Origin of the sequence: Pannonibacter sp., assembly GCF_051860505.1 — a bacterium.
Taxonomy (GTDB): Bacteria; Pseudomonadota; Alphaproteobacteria; order Rhizobiales; family Stappiaceae; genus Pannonibacter.
Map to the genome: position 1 here is coordinate 85,036 of NZ_JBHYDX010000010.1, position 16,953 is coordinate 101,988.

Annotated in this window: 14 protein-coding genes; 7 read left to right on the forward strand and 7 right to left on the reverse strand. The window is 63.0% G+C overall.

All coding sequences use genetic code 11. From position 1 onward, the window contains the following. Window positions 1–142 precede the first annotated feature (142 nt). Complete coding sequence (locus ACTIFE_RS09110; protein WP_439528838.1) at window positions 143–847, reverse strand: AAA family ATPase; 705 nt, start codon at window positions 845–847, stop codon at window positions 143–145. A 352-nt stretch (window positions 848–1,199) separates the two neighbouring features. Here ACTIFE_RS09110 and ACTIFE_RS09115 point away from each other — a divergent pair, with 352 nt between their 5' ends. After that, window positions 1,200–2,105 (forward strand): alpha/beta hydrolase, encoded by a 906-nt coding sequence (locus ACTIFE_RS09115; protein WP_439528839.1) that lies wholly within the window; start codon window positions 1,200–1,202, stop codon window positions 2,103–2,105. A 269-nt stretch (window positions 2,106–2,374) separates the two neighbouring features. On the opposite strand, the gene ACTIFE_RS09120 is transcribed toward ACTIFE_RS09115, so the two are convergent. From ACTIFE_RS09120 to ACTIFE_RS09135, 4 genes are all read right to left on the reverse strand, one after another. Further along, window positions 2,375–3,436, reverse strand: coding sequence for an ABC transporter ATP-binding protein (locus ACTIFE_RS09120; RefSeq protein WP_439528840.1), 1,062 nt, complete (start codon window positions 3,434–3,436; stop codon window positions 2,375–2,377). Then, window positions 3,436–4,218, reverse strand: a complete 783-nt coding sequence (locus ACTIFE_RS09125) for an ABC transporter permease (RefSeq protein ID WP_439528841.1) — start codon at window positions 4,216–4,218, stop codon at window positions 3,436–3,438. The genes ACTIFE_RS09120 and ACTIFE_RS09125 overlap by 1 nt, the downstream gene beginning before the upstream one ends. Next, window positions 4,215–5,087 carry an ABC transporter permease gene (locus ACTIFE_RS09130; protein ID WP_439528842.1) on the reverse strand — a complete coding sequence of 291 codons (873 nt, stop codon included), beginning with the start codon at window positions 5,085–5,087 and terminating at the stop codon, window positions 4,215–4,217. Before ACTIFE_RS09130 ends, ACTIFE_RS09125 begins: the two co-directional genes overlap by 4 nt. A gap of 206 nt (window positions 5,088–5,293) precedes the next feature. Further along, complete coding sequence (locus ACTIFE_RS09135; RefSeq protein ID WP_439528843.1) at window positions 5,294–6,397, reverse strand: ABC transporter substrate-binding protein; 1,104 nt, start codon at window positions 6,395–6,397, stop codon at window positions 5,294–5,296. A 492-nt stretch (window positions 6,398–6,889) separates the two neighbouring features. Between ACTIFE_RS09135 and ACTIFE_RS09140 the strand changes: the two genes are divergently transcribed. The 6 genes from ACTIFE_RS09140 (at window position 6,890) to ACTIFE_RS09165 (ending at window position 13,313) form a co-directional block, all read left to right on the forward strand. After that, on the forward strand, window positions 6,890–8,026 hold the full coding sequence (locus ACTIFE_RS09140; protein ID WP_439528844.1) for a TIGR03364 family FAD-dependent oxidoreductase: 1,137 nt from the start codon (window positions 6,890–6,892) through the stop codon (window positions 8,024–8,026). Beyond that, entirely contained in the window at window positions 8,023–8,808 is a 786-nt protein-coding gene (gene phnX / locus ACTIFE_RS09145) for a phosphonoacetaldehyde hydrolase (protein ID WP_439528845.1), read from the forward strand. Before ACTIFE_RS09140 ends, phnX begins: the two co-directional genes overlap by 4 nt. 64 nt (window positions 8,809–8,872) lie before the next feature. Continuing rightward, window positions 8,873–10,405: an alkaline phosphatase family protein gene (locus tag ACTIFE_RS09150; RefSeq protein ID WP_439528846.1), complete on the forward strand. Its 1,533-nt coding sequence runs from the start codon at window positions 8,873–8,875 to the stop codon at window positions 10,403–10,405. A gap of 255 nt (window positions 10,406–10,660) precedes the next feature. Further along, entirely contained in the window at window positions 10,661–11,671 is a 1,011-nt protein-coding gene (locus ACTIFE_RS09155) for an ABC transporter substrate-binding protein (RefSeq protein WP_439528847.1), read from the forward strand. Window positions 11,672–11,757: 86 nt separating this feature from the next. Further along, window positions 11,758–12,549, forward strand: a complete 792-nt coding sequence (locus ACTIFE_RS09160; protein ID WP_439528848.1) for an ABC transporter ATP-binding protein — start codon at window positions 11,758–11,760, stop codon at window positions 12,547–12,549. Then, window positions 12,546–13,313, forward strand: coding sequence for an ABC transporter permease (locus ACTIFE_RS09165; protein ID WP_439528849.1), 768 nt, complete (start codon window positions 12,546–12,548; stop codon window positions 13,311–13,313). Before ACTIFE_RS09160 ends, ACTIFE_RS09165 begins: the two co-directional genes overlap by 4 nt. Window positions 13,314–13,677: 364 nt before the next feature. Here ACTIFE_RS09165 and ACTIFE_RS09170 read toward each other — a convergent pair whose 3' ends face one another. Both ACTIFE_RS09170 and fabI read right to left on the reverse strand, forming a co-directional pair. Continuing rightward, window positions 13,678–16,110, reverse strand: a complete 2,433-nt coding sequence (locus ACTIFE_RS09170) for a DUF3141 domain-containing protein (protein ID WP_439528850.1) — start codon at window positions 16,108–16,110, stop codon at window positions 13,678–13,680. 11 nt (window positions 16,111–16,121) lie between these two features. Beyond that, a complete protein-coding gene (gene fabI, locus ACTIFE_RS09175) occupies window positions 16,122–16,886 on the reverse strand; it encodes an enoyl-ACP reductase FabI (protein WP_439528851.1) in 765 nt (254 codons plus the stop codon). Between the last annotated feature and the right edge of the window lie 67 nt (window positions 16,887–16,953).

Below are 16,953 nucleotides of genomic sequence, written 5' to 3' on the forward strand. Positions count from 1 at the left end.
ACCCTCAGTCGAAGAGAGTTCGCCCCGTAGGTCGGCTGCGAAAGACAGCGAGGCCCGGCCGTTTGCGGCCGGGCCTCGTTTTATATTCGCTAGGTCCTTGAACCGGCCGTGAAGGCGAGAATGCCTCGCCCCCTTACGGCGCTCACGAAGCCTTCTTGAACCAGTCGTACCAGCGCCGCGTCTGCCGCACCTGCACCCGCTCCAGCACTTCGGCTGCGAACAGGGCCGCGTTTTCGCGCGCCTTTTCCAGGTTGGTCACCGTGCGCGGATCGAGATTGGCCAATCCACCGCCGAACTCGAACATATCGCGGTAAGCCGCACGCTCGATGATCGGGGTCATCATCACATCGATACCGCTGACGGCGAGGTGGTCCTGCACAGCTTTCAGCGCCCGGGTGGTGACGGCGGCATTGGTCCGGGTCAGGACGACACAATGGCGAATATCGTGCCGGACGATCTGTTCCAGCTTGCTGATGAGACGCAGGATCTTTGCCCCGCCCCGCGCGTCCATCGACGAGCCCTGGATCGGCACCACGACAAGGTCGGATACGGAGATCGCATTTGCGACCATGAGGTTCTCCGTACCCTCCAGATCCACGATCACATAGTCGCTTGTCTGGGTGGCCTCGAGCACCTGCTCGGTGATCGTTGCAGGAGACAACTGGCTCTGGACGGAAATATTGGGATGACGACCGGGCAGATCGGACCAGTTGGAAATCCAGCGCTGCGGATCGGCGTCGAATATGGTGACAGTTTTCCCCCGTTCGGCGACTTCTGTCGCCAGGAGCAGCGCCGCGGTGGTCTTGCCTGCACCACCTTTGGCGTTTGCGAAGGAAATTACGGGCATCGGTGGGTCTCCTGGATCGGAAGCCGTTGGCCTTCTGCTGGCGACTTCTCGTCCTCAGAGTTTCAATAGTTCATGGTTAACAAATCGATAACTCGCCGCAAAATGCATTTACCTGTAATAATTTGCGAGCTTTCGGGAGACAGCCTGGAGCGGCTCAGCCGTAAAACTGACAAGGTTCCAGTCAAAGTTTTCCACAAGCGACAAATCCGGTGTACCGCAATGTGTAAACAACACCTTTGCGGGCGGGTAAATGCTTGAATGTCGGCATTGCGTTTCTGAGCGTTTGCACGGCTTGCCGCGCTTGGGTATGTCTGGGGAAACTGCCGCGAACCGGCACACAAGGAACCTTGTCATGCGTGCTCTCCTTTCCGCCGGCTTGCGCTACGGCCTTGCCGCCCTCACCGGGTTCACGCTCCTGTGCGGGCCCGCCAGCGCCCAGAGCCTGCCGCCCTACAAGGACAGCCTCTTTGCCTATCCACGCCTGATCTCCAGCAACGACGATGGCACCTACGAGGTGGTGGAATACATCAAGGCACGCGACCTGCATGAGCGCGACAAGGAGCCGGAGCGTGAGGTCTGGGGCAACTACGTCTCCTTCCATCCCACATCCAGCCAGGCTGACCTGGAACTCAAGGCGAATGGCCGTGCCGTGAAATACATGGCTACCGGCAAGACGGAAGGAGGCGCCTCGATCGTCGTGATTTACGTGCATGGCCAGGGCGGCAACCGCTTCCAGGGCATGAACGACCTGACCTTCGGCGGCAATTTCAACCGCATCAAGAACCTGATGTCCCGCAACGGCGGCGTCTACATCTCGGCCGGCTTCACCGACTTCGGGGCCAAGGGCACCGAGGATGTCGCCGCGATCATCGATGCCTACAGGGCCAGTTCGCCGCGCGCCAAGACGTTTGTCGCCTGCGGATCCATGGGCAGCATCCTGTGCTGGAACCTCCTCAAGGATCCGGCTCAGGCGCGCAAACTGTCCGGCGTGCTGCTGTTTGGCGCCTCGAAGGACGATGCCTTCCTGAAGTCGGCAACCCTGCGCAAGGCGGAGAACAATGTTCCGCTCTACATGGGCCACGGCAGCTGGGACAATGTCTATGACTGGGAGAAGCAGGTCGCTTTCTACGAGCAGATCCGCAAGGCAGCACCCGGCTACCCCGTCCGCTTCACCTTGTTCGACACCGGCACCCACGGCACCCCGATCCGCATGACCGACTGGCGCCTGATCCTCAACTGGATGCTGTCACGGGGCTAAGCTCGTTGAACGGCAACCACGATCAAACGACGGCGTTCATTTTGACAATAAACTTCAGCCTCCCCGGCGTCATCCCGGACGAGCGTCAGCTCGAGCCGGGACCGGAGAGCCAAGGTCTAGACATATCACAGAGTAAAGACCGAACAGACCGTGACTCTCCGGTCCCGGGTCTCCGCTTCGCTGCGCCCGGGAAGACGGGAGAGGTGCTGTACGACGTTTGAACGCCGGCCAATTGGCCGGCGTTGTCTTTGAATCAAGTGCGAAAACACTCACCCCTGCAGGACGATAAGGTCTTTCGGCGACAGGGACACTTCGATGGCGGCGCCAACGGCCGGCGGCGGCATGTCGGAGCGGTTGAAGGTATCGAGTGACAGGGATGAGCCGGCGACTGCCACCTTGAGGCGGATGACCGAGCCCATGAAATGCACATCCTCGATGCTGCCGGGCAAAACGATGTCGGTGTCGGTTCCGCGCCCGAGTTGCACCGCTTCCGGGCGCAATGCGACGGTAAGCCGCTCACCGGATTTGGCCTGCAATCCGCCCTCCGGCAGTGTCAGGTCGACACCGGCCATGGTCAGGGTGCCGGCATCGGCATCGCGCACGGTTGCATCCAGCGTGTTCAGCGTTCCGACGAAGTTGGCGACGAAGCGGGTTCGCGGCCGGTTGTAGACCTCGTGCGGATTGCCGACCTGCTCGGCCACGCCGCCGTACATGACGACGATGCGGTCCGACATCGACAGCGCCTCTTCCTGGTCATGCGTCACGAAAATGGTCGTGATGCCGAGTTCGCGCTGGATCTCGCGGATTTCGGTGCGCAGGCTGACGCGGATCTTGGCATCGAGCGCCGACAGGGGCTCATCAAGAAGCAGCACGCGCGGGCTCGGCGCAAGGGCACGCGCCAGCGCAACGCGCTGCTGCTGGCCGCCAGAAAGCTGGAACGGGAAGCGATTGCCCAGATCCGGCAAACCGATGAGCTTGAGCATCTCGCGCACCCGCGCATCGATGTCGGCCCGTCCCATCCCCTTGATCTTGAGGCCGAAGGCAACGTTCTGTGCCACGGTCATGTTCGGGAACAGCGCATAGGCCTGGAACACCATGCCGATGTTGCGCCCGTTCGGCTTCACCCGGGTCACATCCTGACCGTCGATGACGATCGACCCGGACGTCGGTATTTCGAAGCCGGCGACCATGCGCAGCACCGTGGTCTTGCCGCAGCCCGAGGGGCCGAGCAGCGAGATGAACTCGCCCTGCCCGACAGACAGGTCAAAATCCTTGACGACCGTGGTCGGGCCAAAGGATTTCTTCAGGTTCTTCAGCTCGAGATAAGCCATCAGCGTTGCACCTGTATGTGTTTGGAGAAGCGGGTTGCAAGCTGGATCAGGGCCATGCAGGCCCAGGTGATACCAAAGGCTATCACGGCCAGTGCCGCCGGTTCATAGGCGCGGTTTGCGCCAAGCAATTGCATGAAGGGACCAAAGGCCGGCCGGTCGAGCAGCGCCGCCATGGTGAACTCGCCAATGACGATGGCAAAGGTCAGGAAGGCGCCGGACAGAACCGCGACAAGCACGTTGGGCAGGATCACCCGGCTCAGGATCGTCACCCAGCCGGCCCCAAGGCTGAGCGCTGCCTCGGTCAGGGTTGCCACGTCGATGGTCCGCAGGCCCGTGTCCACGGCCCGGTACATGTAGGGCAGTGACAGGGTGACATAGCCGAACATCAGGAGAATGTTGGTGCCGGTCGTCGACCCGGTCAGCGGCAGCCAGGACGATGTGTTGTAGAGGCGGATATAGCCGAAGACGATGACAATCGCCGGGATCACCAGCGGCAGCAACGTGATGAACTCGATCCACGGCCGGGCCGCCGGCAGGCGCAGCCGCACCCAGTAGGCTGTCGGCACCACCAGGACCATGCCCACCACAATTGTCGCCAGCGCCATCAGCACCGAATACGAAAAGGTCAGCTGGAACCGTTCGTCCACGAGCACGACACGGTAGGCCTCGAAGGAATAGCCCTCGCGCAGCATCCGCATCGAGAATTCGGTCATGCCGACAAGCGGCAGCGCGAAGAAGACGCACCCCAGGACAAGGGCGCTCCAGGCGAGAAGACGGGTCACTTCAGCCACCTTTCACTGCGCACCCGCAGCCAGATGTAGAGCCCGTTGGCAAGGGCGGTGATGACGATCATGCCGAAGGCCAGCGCATAGCCCAGATGCGGGTTGCCCAGCACATCGCCACGGATCTGCGCATAGAGCTTGATCGGCACGATGTTGAGCTGCGGTCCGGTCAGGGCGAAGGCCGTGGCGATGGCGCCGAAGGAATTGGCGAACAGGAGGGCAAAGGTACCCAGCAGGGCCGGAAACAGGATCGGCAGCGCCACCATGCGCCAGTACTGCGAGGCAGAGGCACCGAGGATCTCGGCTGCCTCCCGCCACTCGCGCTTCAGGCCGTCGAGCGCCGGGGCGATCATCAGGATCATCAGCGGGATCTGGAAGAACAGATAGACGACGACCAGCCCCCAGAAGGACAACAGGTTGAAGCCCATGGCGCGCAGGTTGATGCCGAACTCGTTGCGCAGCCAGATGGTCACGAGGCCAACCGGCCCGAGCGTTGCCAGGAAGGCAAAGGCCAAAGGAACACCGGCGAAATTGGACGCGACCCCGGAAAAAGTCATCAGTCCGCTGCGGACCTTGCCGGGCAACTTGCCCAGGATCACCGCCGCCGCCATTGCAAAGCCGATCAGGCAGCCCAGAAAAGCCGTGATCAGGCTGAGTTGGATCGAGACCCAGTAGGAGGAGACGATGGACTCGGTGTTGAGGCCATAGATGTTGTCGAGCGTGAAGCTGCCATCCGGCGTCTGGAATGCCCCGACCACGATCTTCATCGTCGGCAGGATCAGGAACAGAAGCGCGAACAGCGCGAAGGGAAGCAGCCCCAACCAGTTGAGGTTGAGACGGCTGAGTGGACCCGGTCTGGGTTCTGGCATCGGGCGAAGCCCCTCTCGTCCGGTGGCCGGCCACGGTTGCATCCGCCCCTGGATGCCCCGCCCGGTCTTTGTCAGTCTGGCCGTTTGCCGGCTTCTGATGTGCCGCCGTCCGCGACGAAACAGGACCGTGAGGGCCACTCGTCCATCGCTGGCGGTCAAGACGGAAGAGCCGGGGAGGCCCCGGCTCTTCGCAGTATCAGGCGTGCTTACTGGACGTTCGCGCCGACGACCTTGTCCCAACCGGAAACAACAGCTTCCTTGTTGGCGTTCTGCTCTTCGATGGTCGGGAAGTAAGCCTTCTCATACGGCTCGGCCGGCGGAAGGGCCTTCAGCAGTTCGTCAGAGATCTTGCCTTCCGCGACCATCTTGTTGAAGCGCGCGGTGTGGCAGTAGCCCTTGACGTAGCCATTCTGGCCTTCGTCGGAGAAGATGTGCTCCATCCAGAGCTTGGCAGCGTTCGGATGCGGTGCATAGGCGCTGATGGCCTGGACGTAGACGCCGGCCAGGGTGCCCTTGGTCGGCACGGTCACTTCCACCGGCGGGTTGCCCTTCAGGCTGTCACGGGCGGACAGGGCGTTGTAGTCCCACATCACCATGATCGGCGTAGTGCCCTGGGCGAGCGTGCCAGCCTTGCCGATGACGGGCACGAAATTGCCCTTCTCGTTCAGTTCCTTGAAGAACTGCAGGCCAGCGGCCCCGGACTCGGTGCCAGCCTTGGCGCCAGCAGCCATGCCAGCGGACAGGACACCCAGGATGGCCTGGTTCGAGGCGCGCGGATCACCGGCGAGTGCGACCTGACCGGCGTATTCCGGCTTCAGGAGGTCTTCCCACTCCATCGGCGGGTTCTGCACGAGATCCTTGTTGGAGACGAAGGCCATGACGCCATAGTAGGCGCCGTAGAAATAGCCGTCAGCATCCTTGACGGCATCCGGGATCTCGTCCCAGACCGAAACCTTGTACGGCTGGATCAGGCCTTCTGCCTTGGCCTGCGGGCCGAAGGACAGACCAACGTCGAGAACGTCCGGAGCCTGCGGGCCGGTGTTGCCCTTGTTGGCGCGAACGGCTTCCAGTTCGTCGGCAGAGCCGGCGTCCGGGTTCAGTTCGTTGACGGTCAGGAACGGGTATTTTTCCTTGAAGGAGGCAATGATGCCGCCATAACCGCACCAGTCATGCGGCAGGGCGATGGTGGTGAGCATGCCTTCCTTCTTGGCGCCTTCGATGAGCTCTTCCATCGACTGCGCAGAAGCGGCGGTGGCGCTGAACAGGACAGCGAGACTCGTCGTCGCTGCCAGAATTGTCTTGATGTTCATGCACTTCTCCTGGGTTACCCGATACGCGTGAATCGGTTCCTTGCAAAAATTCCCACGCATCCCCTCGCAACAGAAGATGCGGCCTCCCGGAATTTCGGCCGACGCATATGGACGGCCGGGCGAACCGGTTCCCTGGTCGCAGGTCGGCTTCGGCCTCACGAGCAAGCCTGTGCTGCCCGCTCCCGAACCCCGATCACGACAAACTGTGAAAGCGATCCTCATCGCCCTCGAAAACGCAGAAGGCCTTGTCCCGACCCTCGCACTCCGCAGAAAGCGCGATGGAAAGTCCTTGCCGAGCCCCTGCCCTGCGCCATTAGCCGATACAGATGACACTTCGACTGCTTTTTTATGACAGTTTAATGAAGGGGCGCCATCCTCAAAAGTTCCATCGTATAAACGTCATAATAGCGTCATCCTGCGTCAAGCATAGACACTATGGTCCGCTATTATGACAGCCGAATGTGACAATCTCCCCTTCCCTAAGGACATCCATTGACCAAGTTCGATGTAGCGATCGTGGGCGCCGGTATCGTCGGCCTTGCCCATGCTCTTGCCGCCGCCCGGCGCGGTAAATCCGTCGTTGTCCTCGACCGTGACGCCCAGGCCAATGGGGCGTCGATCCGCAATTTCGGTTTTGTGACCGTCAGCGGTCAGGAGGCCGGCGATTGCTGGCAGATGGCGCGCCGCGCCCGCGATGTATGGGCGGAAGTGGCGGCTGCCGCAGGCATCCCCGTCCTGCAACGTGGCATGGTCATGACGGCACGCCGGCCGGAAGCCGAGGCCGTGATCGATGCGTTCCTGGCCACGGAGATGGGCGCGCAGTGCCGCCGCCTGACCCTGCCCGAGGCTGCCGACCTTGTTCCGGCCCTGCGGCAGGACCGGCTGTCCGGCGTCCTGTATTCACCGCATGAACTCAGGGTCGAAAGCCGCCAGGCCCTTCCGCGCTTGGCAACCTGGCTTTCGGACGTTCATGGCGTGACGTTTCGCTGGTCGACGTCCGTCACCAGCATCAATGCCCCACACCTGGAAACCTCACGTGGCCAGGTGATGGCCGAGAGCGTGATTGTCTGCCCGGGGGATGATTTCGTTTCCCTGTATCAGGAGCGGATCGGCGCTTACCGGCCGTTGCGTTGCAAGCTGCAGATGCTGCGTGTCGCTCCCGCAAGTCCGGTCGCCTTCAGGACCCCGGTCATGTCCGATCTCGGGCTTGCACGGTACAAGGGCTATGCGGACCTGCCGGAAGCATCCGCGCTGAAGACGCGTCTTGATAGCGAGCAGGGTGCACACCGGGACAACGGCATTCACCTGATCGTGGTGCAGTCGGCCGATGGCTCGCTGGTGGTCGGCGACAGTCACCATTACGCGCCAACGCCCGATCCCTTCGCACCCGTTGACGTGCGCGACCTGATCCTCGACGAAATGGATCAGGTGCTGGATCTGCCGGGCCGCACTATCCAGGAGCACTGGGTTGGCACCTATGCAAGCGCCGACGGCCGCTGGCGCTTCACCGATGCGCCCGATGACGCGACACGCATCGTTGTGGTCACCGCCGGCTGCGGCGCCTCCACTGCCTTTGCCATTGGCGAGGAAACCATCGCTTCCCTCTACGGACAGGATTTCAAGGCATGAGCAAGTTCAAGGCAGTGGTGTTCGACTGGGCCGGCACCGTGATCGATTTCGGCTCCTTCGCCCCGATGGGCGTTTTCGTGAAGGCCTTCGAGAAATTCGGCGTCACGGCGAGCATCGCCGAGGCCCGGGCGCCGATGGGCATGGCCAAGTGGGATCATATCAAGACGATGATGACCGCCCCGGCTCTGGCCGAACGCTGGAAGGCCGCGCACGGGGCCTATCCGACCGACGTTGACGTCGACCGGGTCTACGAGGTCTTCGTGCCGATGAATGAGGAGGTCGTCGCCGATTTCGCCACGCTGGTCCCCGGCGCGAAGGAGGCGGTCGACACCTTGAGGGCACGCGGCCTGAAGATCGGCTCCACCACCGGCTATACCCGCTCGATCATGACCCGCGTCCTGCCTGTGGCGGCTGCGCAGGGCTATGCACCCGACAACCTCATCTGCGCTGACGAGGTCAAGGAAGGCCGCCCGAGCCCGCTCGGCATGTACCAGTGCTTCATCGATCTCGGTGTCCATCCGGCGTCTGCCGTCATCAAGGTCGACGACACCGAGCCGGGCATCGGCGAAGGCGTCGCGGCGGGCTGCCTTACCGTCGGCGTCACCCTGTCGGGCAACATCGCCGGCCGCACGCCGGACGAGCTGGCAGCGCTTTCGCCGGACGAGATCGACGCCATCCGGGCTGAAGCCGGCGCACGCCTCAAAGCTGCCGGTGCCGATTATCTCATTGACACGGTGGCTGATCTTCCGGCCCTGATCGAGCGTCTCGAAGCTGGCGCCTGATACAGCTCTTCAAAGCGGCTGGAGCCTCGTCATCGCAACGCCGTTGTCTAGTGGGGGACGGAACATGAAGCCGAATGTTCTCCTGATCACCGCCGACCAGTGGCGCGGTGCGGCCCTTGGCTGCGCCGGTCACGGTGAAATCAAGACGCCGAACGTGGATGCGCTCGCCCGCGAGGGCGTGCTGTTCCGGCAGCATTTCGCCGGCGCGGCCCCCTGTTCCCCGGCGCGCGCGTGCCTCTACACCGGCCTTGCCCAGATGAACAACCGGGTAACCCGCAACGGCACCCCGATGGACAACCGGCTCGACAACATCGCCCGGCTGGCCCGCCGGGCCGGTTACGACCCGACGCTGTTCGGCTACACGGACGTTTCGCCCGATCCGCGCACCCGGGACAGCCATGATCCCGACCTGACCACTTATGAGGGCGTCCTGCCAGGCTTCACGACCCGCGTGCTGCTGCCCGAGCACGAGAAGGCCTGGCTGTCCTGGCTGCGCCAGCGCGGCCACCGGATTGACGATCCGTCGAGGATCCATGTCCCCGTCGGCCATGCGCCGGGCGCCATTACCCGCGATGCGCCCGCCTACAGCGCCGACGAGACCCAGACCGCCTTCCTCACGGGCGAGTTCCTGCGCTGGCTGTCGGAGCGCGAGGGCGAGCGGCCGTGGTTTGCCCATATCTCGTTCCTGCGCCCGCATCCGCCCTTCGTGGTGCCCGCCCCCTACAACACCATGTACGACGCAAGCCCTGAGGGCTTCCTGCGGCCCGCCACCCGTGCGGAACAGGCTGATGTCCATCCTTATGTCGCCGCTGAACTCGCGCGCGTCGGGGCCGGACATTTCCTCGCCGGTGCGACCGGCGGCACAGATCAGTGGTCGGCAGAGGATCACGGCCTCATCCGCGCGATCTATCACGGCATGATCAGCGAAGTGGATGCGCAACTCGGTCGCCTGTTCGACGGGCTGAAGGCGGCGGGGACTTTTAACAACACGCTGATCATCTTCACCTCCGACCATGCCGAGCTGATGGGCGATCACTGGGGTTTCGGCAAGGGCGGCTTCTACGACCAGAGCTATCACATCCCGCTCGTGGTCAAGTTGCCCGGCGCCGACAGGGCCCGAGGCAAGACCGTCACTGCCTTCACCAGCGCTTGCGACATCTTCCCGACGCTGGCTGATTATCTCGGCGCAGCACCCCTGACGGGGCCGGACGGCCAATCTCTGCGGCCCTTCCTCGAAGGACGGGAGCCTCAGCGCTGGCGTGATGCGGTGGTGTGGGAGTTCGACTTCCGCGACATCGGCCAGCGACAGCATGAGGCCCATTTCAGCTTGCCGTCGCGCGCCCTCGCCCTGACCGTGATCCGGGACGACAGGTTCAAATACGTCCACTTTGCCGGCGGCCTGCCACCGCTTCTGTTCGACATGGCGAATGATCCGGGCGAATTGCGCAATCTGGCCGCCGACCCGGCCTCGCAGTCCACCCGCCTGGCCTATGCCGAACGACTGCTCGACTGGCGCACCCAGCATCTGGACCAGACGCTCGCCTACACCGAACTGACGGCGCAGGGGCCCGTTTCGCGTCCTTTCGACGACAGCTAGACAAGGACCCCAAACACCACCCTGCACCATTTTTCCGCGCTCAGGCAGCAGAACCTCGCGCTGCAATGAAGGGGACCTGCCGCAAGAGCGGTTGATTTTTCCGTCTAAGGCATTGCCATAGCTTCAATATTTTAGAGATGCATCCCTGATGCGCATTGCGCTGCACAATTAGCGTGCAGCATATTTCCTGCTTGCTGCCTGTGCATTTCAACGTCACTCTGCTGTGAAACCTCATAAAAACCAGAGGGGAACAGCATGCGGCGTCTTATCGGACTGGCACTGGGCCTGGCGCTTTCCGCGTCATCGGCTCTTGCTGCCACTGAAATCAAATTCACACTCGACTGGAAGTTCGAGGGCCCGGCGGCTCCGTTCTTCATTGCGCTCGACAAGGGGTATTTTGCCGCCGAAGGGCTGGATGTCACCATCGACACCGGCGCTGGCTCGCGCGAGTCGATCCCGCGCGTTGCCACCGGCGCCTACCAGATGGGCTTCGGCGACATCAACTCGCTGATCCAGTTGATGGACACCCAGCCTGACCTGAAGGTCAAGGCTGTTTTGATGGCCTATGAACGGCCACCGATTGCCGTCATCGGCCGCAAGAGCCTTGGCATCACTGACGATCCGAAGTCGCTGGAAGGCAAGAAGCTTGGCGCGCCTCCCCCGGATGCCGCCTTCGGCCAGTGGCCGGCCTTCGCCAAGGTCGCCGGCCTCGATACCTCGACAATCACCATCGAGAATGTCGGCTTCCCCGTGCGCGAGCCAATGCTGGCCCAGGGTCAGGTCGACGCGATCTTCGGCTTCTCCTTCTCCTCGGTGATCAACCTCAAGGCCCAGGGCGTGGCGGAAGACGACATCGCGCTTATCATGATGGCCGAGAAGGGTCTCGACCTGTACGGCAACGTCGTCATGGTCAACACCGACTTTGCCGCCGCCAATCCGGACGCCGTCAAGGGCTTCGTCAAGGCGCTGACCAAGGGCTATCTCGACGCGATTGCCGATCCAGCGGCCGCAATCCCGCATGTCATGAAGCGGAATGAGGTGTTGAACGAGGCTGTCGAAATCGAACGCCTGAAAATGGCGGTCGCCCAGTCCATCGCCACCCCGGCGGTGAAGGCCAACGGTTTCGGCGGCGTCGACATGGCCAAGCTCACCAAGTCGATGGAATACTTGCAGACCTCGATGGGCGTCAGCGCAACACCGCCGGCTGCCGAGAAGGTCTTCGACCCGAGCTATCTGCCGCCCGTCGCAGAGCGCACCGTCAAGTAACAACTCACAGGTCCTACCCTCCCGGTCTGCCCAAGGGCGCCGGGAGGGGCTTTTTTTTGACTTTTGTAGACCCGACTGGAGGGGCTGTGACCGGATTTGTCGACTTGCGGGACATTCGGCTGACCTATGGCGGCACTGCCGATGGGACGCTGGCGCTGGATGGCCTGAGCATGGCCGTTCGAAAGGGAGAGTTTGCAGCCGTGGTCGGCCCGTCCGGCTGCGGCAAATCCACCCTGATGAAGCTGGCGACGGGGCTGATGCGCCCCCAGGCCGGCACCGTCGAGGTGGCGGGCAAGGAAGTTTCAGGCCCAGTCTCCATCGCCGGCATGGCATTCCAGAACCCCTCGATGCTGCCCTGGCGCACGACGCTGGACAACGTCATGCTGCCGCTTGAAATCGTCCAGCCACATCGCAGCCGCCTGAAACGCGAACGCACAGCCTACCTGAAGAAGGCTGAGGACCTGCTGGCCCTTGTCGGCCTCAAGGGTTTCGGTCAAAAGTTCCCCTGGCAACTCTCCGGCGGCATGCAGCAGCGGGCCAACCTCTGCCGTGCCCTGGTGCATGATCCGGCCCTCCTGATGCTGGACGAGCCCTTTGGCGCGCTCGATGCCTTTACCCGCGAGGAACTGTGGCAGGTGATGCGTGACCTGCATGCGGAAAAGGGCTTCACCACCATTCTGGTCACCCATGACCTGCGCGAAGCCGTCTATCTTGCCGACCGCGTTTTCGTCATGAGCGCCCGGCCCGGCCGAGTGATCATGGAACGCAGCATCGATTTCCCCCGTCCGCGCCCCATCGATCTGACCTATGAGGGCGGCTTCAACGACATCGTGCATGAATTGCGCGGCTATATTGCAGAAGCGAGGGCGGCAGCATGAACGACCGCTGGATCAAGGCTGCTCCGTTTCTCTGGACGTTCGGGCTTTTTGCCATCTGGCAACTGGCTGTCGCAGCTCTCAAGCTGCCGGTTTACATCCTGCCGGCACCGACCGACATTGCCGTTGCCATCTATCAGTACTGGCCGGCGATCTGGAAGAACTCGCTGCAGACGCTGTTTACCACCGTCCTTGGCTTTGGCCTTGCCGTCGTCGGCGGCCTCCTGCTGGGCCTGGCCGTCGGCTGGAGCCGCGCGATCTATGCAGGGCTTTACCCCCTGATGATTGGCTTCAACTCGGTGCCGAAGGTGGCCGTGGTGCCGATCCTGGTCATCTGGTTCGGCATCGGCACGGTGCCTGCAGTGCTCACAGCGTTCCTGATCGCCTTCTTCCCCATCGTCGTGAATGTCGCCACCGGCCTTGCCACCATCGAGCCGGAAATGGAGGACGTGCTGCGGGCGCTGGGGGCCAGGAAGCTCGACATCATGCTCAAGGTCGGCATCCCCCGCTCGATGCCCTATTTCTTCGGCTCGCTGAAGATCGCCATCACGCTTGCCTTCGTCGGCTCGGTGATCTCCGAGAACGTGGCCGCCAACTCCGGCTTGGGCCACATGATGCTGGCGGCGCAGTCGCAGTTCAACGTGCCGCTGGTCTGGGCCGGCCTCGTCGCCCTCGCTGTCCTCGGCATCGTCATGTATGCGCTGATGGCGCTTCTGGAAATGCGGATGACCGGCTGGGCCCATCGCTCCGGCATGAACCGGGCGTAAGAACATAGGGAGTTGCCACCTGCGCCTCTGCCGCCTTGGTTTGGCAGGGAAGCCGCACATGAAGTCTGTCACACGTTCGATGTGAACTCCTGTGCCAGGTGACGGCAACCTTGTCGAAGCCTCTCAGCTCCCCTCCCCCACGTGCGGAGGGGTTTGGGGGTGGGGGGAGCGGACGGAAAATCTTGTTCTGCGTTTCTGGCCAGATGGACTTAAGACACTTTGTGATCCAACGGCTGCCCGTCCCCCCACCCCTTACCCCTCCCCACGAGGGGGAGGGGGGCGGTGAGACCTCGAAAAGCGTCCAACCAACCCGACCAAGAGCGAGAGCCCCGCGACGCGACACACCTGCCCCCACCCCGCGACCTTACTTCGCCGCCACCATCACCTCGGCTGGACCGCTGACCGCCTTGTTCCCCAGCGGGTCCTCGGTCACGTCGCCGGAAATGGGCGGCAGGTCGAGGATTTCGTGGAACTTCTGCAGCATCTCCAGCGTGTGCGGGGCCATTTCATCAATAGCGCCGGGCACATACTGCACGACACGTGCGGCCAGATCGCGCTCCTCGCGGGTTTTCAGGAGCTTCGGCAGGGCTGCAAGCGCCCCATGGCGGTCAAACTCCACGATCAGCGTCTGCTCGTGGATGATGATCGCCCGTTCTTCGGCACTCAGCGAAGCAAAAGGCTCGTCCTCGGTCAGGATATGCGCTGACCGCTCCAGCCGGTCGCGGCGCACATTGCCGCGCGATTCCGCCAGCAGCACGAGCATCCGGATCACGGCCTCCACGAAGCCGCCCTCCTCCACGCGGCGCAGGGCCGACTGCACGACCGGCAGGGCCCTGAGTTCGTCCGTACGCTTCAGTGTGCGCGGACGCACATGCCCGCGACCATACCAGCGCGCCCAGGGTGTGCCCCAGATGCCAAAGAACGCCATCTCGTACCAGGTGTCGCGCAGGTCGCGGACCATGTCGATGGATTGTTCGATCAGGTCAGCGCTCAGCCGTTCCAACTCGATCAAGGGATTGCTGGCCGGTGCCGGCGCGCGTTCCGCCTTAACCTTGTCCGCCATATGGGACAATGGCTGCACGAGCGGGTTCTTGCTCGAGAACATGGCCCGCTGCACCCGCAACGGGTGCATCACGCGGCCAGCCTCTGCGCTCGCTTCGGTCACACCTGCCTGCACGAAGGGACGGATCACCGTGTCATAGACCTCGGCCTGCTGCTCCGACCACCGGGCGACGGCTGCAAACGGCGTCTCGTCATCGCGGCCATCATCCAGAGCCAGGATATCGTCCAGCGTCCGCTCGTGGAACGAGACGGTGAAGGTGCGGTTCAGAACATCGCCGGTATAGTTGTCGATCTTCATCTCGTAGAGACCGGGCGCCAGCGCCTCGATGGTCTTCATCGTCGAAGCCATCTCGCTGTGCTCTTTCTTGGCAATCGACGAGGAGACGAAGATGCCGAGATGCCCGACCTGGTCATGCACCATGTAGAGGATGCGCTGGCCGCGGATCTGGATCTCGCTGACGTCCGAATAGGTGTCGATGATCCAGTTCAGCGCCTGCTGCGGCGGCGTGATGTTGTCACCATGGCTGGCGAAGACGATGATCGGCGCGCGGATAGACTTCAGGTCCACATTGCGGCCCGGCTCCAGCCGCGCCTCGTTGCGCGCCAGCCGGTTGCCGACGAACAATTGCTCGACGATCCAGCGGATCTCGGCTTCGTTGAGCAGGAAGTAGCCACCCCACCAGGTTTCGAAATCGAGGAAGCGCGTCGCTTCCGTGTCGATGTTGGCATAGAGGTCGACATATTTGCGGAACAGGGTCCGGGACGGATTGAGCAACTCGAAGTTCGAAACGAGATGCGCGCCGTCGAACACGCCATGGCCGATATCAGCCAGGATCATCGGCATCACCGTGCCGCCAAGCACGCCCGCGTTGTAGCGCATCGGGTCCCCGCCAACGAGGCCAGACCAGGTGTCGACCGGGGCGCCGTTGAGCACGATCGGACCAGTCAGGTCTAAATTGGTTGCCGCCAGCAGCAAGGTTGCCCAGCCGCCCTGGCAATTGCCGATGACGACAGGACGCAGTGCGTTGGGATGGCGGCGGGTGACCTCGCGCACGAACTCCGCTTCGGCCCGTGTCACGTCGGCCAGCGTCTGGCCCTTTTCCGGCGCGCGGCGGAAGGCGACGAAATAGACCGGATAGCCTTCCTTCAGCGCCACCCCGACCTGGCTGTCGGTCTTGAAGCCGCCGATGCCAGCGCCGTGGCCGGCGCGCGGGTCGATGATGATGTAGGGCCGCTTGTCCGGATCGATGGTCACGCCAGCCGGGGGCAGGATGCGCAGCAGCATGTAGTTGCAGGGATGCGGCAGGTCCTTGCCGTCGACGATGACCTCATGGTCATAGATCAGCACCGGCGGACAGCCTTCGGCCTCGTGCTTCAGGAAGATGTCACCGCGCTGGCGCAGCGTGTCGAGCGTCAGCACCATGCGCTGGCCCGCATCCGTGACATAGGCCTTCACGTCTTCGGCCAGCGTTCCCTCGGCCTGGCGGGCGGTCAGGTCTGTCGCCAGCTTGGTGAGGTTGTCGAGGCTCTTGCGGGTGCGGGCATTGTGCGTGCGCGCCATCGCGTCCAGATGGCGCGACGTGCCGCGCAGCATCATCTCGCTCATGGCGGAAAATTCGGCAAACTGGGCGGTGAACACCTTCATCCGTTCGCTCGGCGACCAGGCGGTCGCATCCTGCAGGGACTTCAGCAGATCGCCGTTCGGTGTATTCAGGGCATCGAAAATGTTGCTCATGGGAGTTCCCTTCAGCCGATGATGCTGTAGCCGCCGTCGATGGCATGGACGCCGCCCGTGACGTTGGCGGCCTCACGGCTGGCGAGGAAGGCGGCATAGGCGCCGACGTCCTCGATGGTGGCCAGCAGATGCGTCGGCGCACGTTCGGCCGCCGCGTTGAGCAATTCGTCAAACTCCGCAATGCCCGAGGCTGCGCGGGTCTTCAGCGGTCCGGGCGACAGGGCATGAACCGAAATCCGCTTCGGGCCCAGTTCCGCCGCCGCATAGCGGGTCACGGCTTCAAGCGCTGCCTTCACCGGTCCCATGATGTTGTAATGTTCGACCACCTTTTCCGCGCCATAGAAGGATACGGTCATGCAGGTGCCGCCAACTGCCATCAACGGTTCGGACTTGCGGATGAGGCGCAGGAAGGAATGGACCGAGATGTCCATTGCCTCGGCAAAGCCGGCGGCCGAGCAATCAACCACCCGGCCGTGCAGGTCTTCCTTCGGGCAGAAGGCGATCGAATGGACCAGTGTGTCAAGACGGCCCCAGCGGCTGGCGATTTCGCCGAACAACGCATCGGTGTCGTCGCTGCTGCGCACATCCAGCGGCGCGATGATTTCGGCGCCAAGGGCTTCCGCCAGCGGCCGCACATGCGGCTCGGCCTTGGCGTTCAGGTAGGTAATGGCCAGATCCGCGCCCTGGCGGCGCAATGCCGCGGCAATTCCGTAGGCGATGGACTGGTCGTTGGCGACGCCGACAATCAGCGCCTTCTGACCGGTGAGATCAAACATCTCAGGCACTCCCCTGGGTCGGACCGGACGATCCGAGCAGAGGAGAGCTTATTGCACCGCAGCAACC